The following is a 2232-nucleotide window of genomic DNA, read 5'->3' as shown; positions in this document are numbered from 1 at the left end:
GGCCGCCGGACCGGCGCCGTCGTGCCCCGCGCCCACCCGGTCGTCGCCGGACCGCGCGACGCGCAGCGCGGCGAGCCGCTCGGCGTGCTCGCGCAGCGCCGGATCGCGGCGGCGCAGGTCCACCAGCAGCGGCGTGGCCACGAAGATCGAGGAGTACGTGCCCACGAGCATGCCGACGAAGAGCGCGAGGCTGATGTCGCGCAGCGTGCCCGCCCCCAGCAGCAGGCTGCCGATGAAGAGGATCGCCGCCACCGGCAGCAGCGCCACCACGGAGGTGTTGATCGAGCGCACCACCGTCTGGTTGACCGCCAGGTTCGCGGCCTCCGAGAAGGTGAACCGCTCGTTGCTGGTGATGCGGTGGGTGTTCTCCCGCACCTTGTCGAAGACGACGACGGTGTCGTAGAGGGAGTACCCGAGGATGGTGAGGAAGCCGATCACCGAGGCGGGCGTCACCTCGAAACCGACCAGCGCGTACACCCCGGCGGTGATGACGAGGTCGTGCACCAGCGCCACCAGCGCGGCGACCGCCATCGCCCAGGTGCGGAAGTACAGCGCCATGACGAGCGTGACGAGCACGAAGAAGACGCCGATGCCGATGAGCGCCTGCCGGGTGACGTCCGAGCCCCAGCTCGGGCCGATGCTGGAGGTGGCCACGTCCGTGGTCGGCACGTCGTAGGCCTCGGCGAGGGCCTGCCGGACCGCGTCGAGCTGGGTGCTGTCGAGCTGCTCGGTCTGCACCCGCACGTCGTCGCCGACCTCGGTGACCAGCGGCACCACCTCGGGCAGGACCCCGCCCACCGCCTCGCGGGCGGTGTCCTCGCCGCTGACGGCGCTCACCCGGAACTCCGAGCCGCCGCTGAACTCGATGCCGAGGTGGAAGCCGGGCTTGAACAGCGCGACGACGGAACCCAGCATCAGGACGGCCGCGATCAGGTACCACAGCTTGCGCCGGCCCACGAAGTCGTAGGAGGTCTGGCCGGTGTAGAGCCGGTTGCCCAGGTCTGCCATGCCCATCAGGCGTCGCCCTCCGTCCGCTCGCCGGTACCCGCCGCCCGTGCCGCGGCCCTGCGCGCCGCCACCGTCTGCCGTGGCCCACCGGCGCGCAGCGCGTGCCGCGCGACGACGGAACCCAGGTGCACCGGGTCGAACCCGGAGAGCTTGTGGCCACCGCCGAAGAACCTCGTCCTGGCCAGCAGCGCCACCACGGGGTGGGTGAAGAGGATCACGAGGACCACGTCGACGAGCGTCGTCACGCCCAGCGTGAAGGCGAAGCCGCGCACGTTGCCGACGGCGAGCACGTAGAGCACGACCGCCGAGAGCAGGTTCACCGCGCCGGAGATGAGGATGGTGCGCCGGGCGCGGTGCCAGCCCACCTCGACGGCCGCCACCAGGGAGCGCCCGTCGCGGATCTCGTCGCGGACGCGCTCGAAGAAGACGATGAAGGAGTCCGCGGTGATGCCGATGGCCACGATGAGGCCGACGATGCCCGCCAGGCTGAGCCGGTAGCCCTGCAACCAGCTCAGCAGCAGGATGACGCCGTAGGTGATCACGGCCGCGGCACCGAGGCTGCCGATGGTGACCAGGCCGAGGGCGCGGTACTGCAGCAGCGAGTACACGACGACGAGGCCCAGGCCGATCAGCCCGGCGAGCAGGCCGCGTTCGAGCTGCTCGGAACCGAGGGTCGCCGAGATCTGGTTCTCGGAGGCGACGTCGAAGGACAGCGGCAGCGCGCCGAAGCGCAGCTGGTTGGCCAGCGTCTCCGTCTCGGCCTGGGTGAAGCCACCGGTGATGCTCGCCGTGCCGCCGGGGATGGGACCGGACACCGACGGGGCGATGATGACGAGCCCGTCCAGGACGATGCCGAAGCGGTTCTGCGGGTCCGTCAGCAGCGCCAGGCGCGCCGTGGTGTCCTCGAAGGCCGCACCACCCGGACCGTCGAGGTCGAGGCGCACCTCCCAGCCGCCGGTGGGGATGCCCTGGGAGTTCTGCTCCTGGGCGGAGACCGCGTCGTCGATGGCGGTGCCCTGCAGGTCGGCCGGCCCGAGGACGTACTTGGCGGTGCCGTCCTGGGAGCAGGTGACGAGGGGCTTGGCGGGGTCGTCGTTGATGCCGCCGGTGAGGTTGGCCGGGTCCGTGCAGTCCAGGGCGTCGAAGATGCGCTGCGCGTCGGCCGTCAGCCAGGCGGTGTCGGAGTTGTCCGCCGGCGGCGCCGCGGGTGCGTCGGTGGGCTGG

2 protein-coding genes are annotated in these 2232 nt (G+C 71.8%); both read right to left on the bottom strand.

The window, feature by feature from the left end:
- Nucleotides 1–1014 (bottom strand): protein translocase subunit SecF (secF, locus tag ABEB16_RS18160; protein WP_345713622.1); only part of this gene is annotated, 1014 nt, incomplete at its 3' end.
- The coding region (gene secD, locus ABEB16_RS18155) for a protein translocase subunit SecD (protein ID WP_345713621.1) at nt 1014–2232 on the bottom strand (1219 nt) is incomplete at its 5' end. The genes secD and secF, both read right to left, overlap by 1 nt.

Origin of the sequence: Kineococcus glutinatus (assembly GCF_039542765.1) — a bacterium.
GTDB lineage: Bacteria > Actinomycetota > Actinomycetes > Actinomycetales > Kineococcaceae > Kineococcus_A > Kineococcus_A glutinatus.
This window is presented reverse-complemented; position numbering and strand designations above follow the sequence as displayed.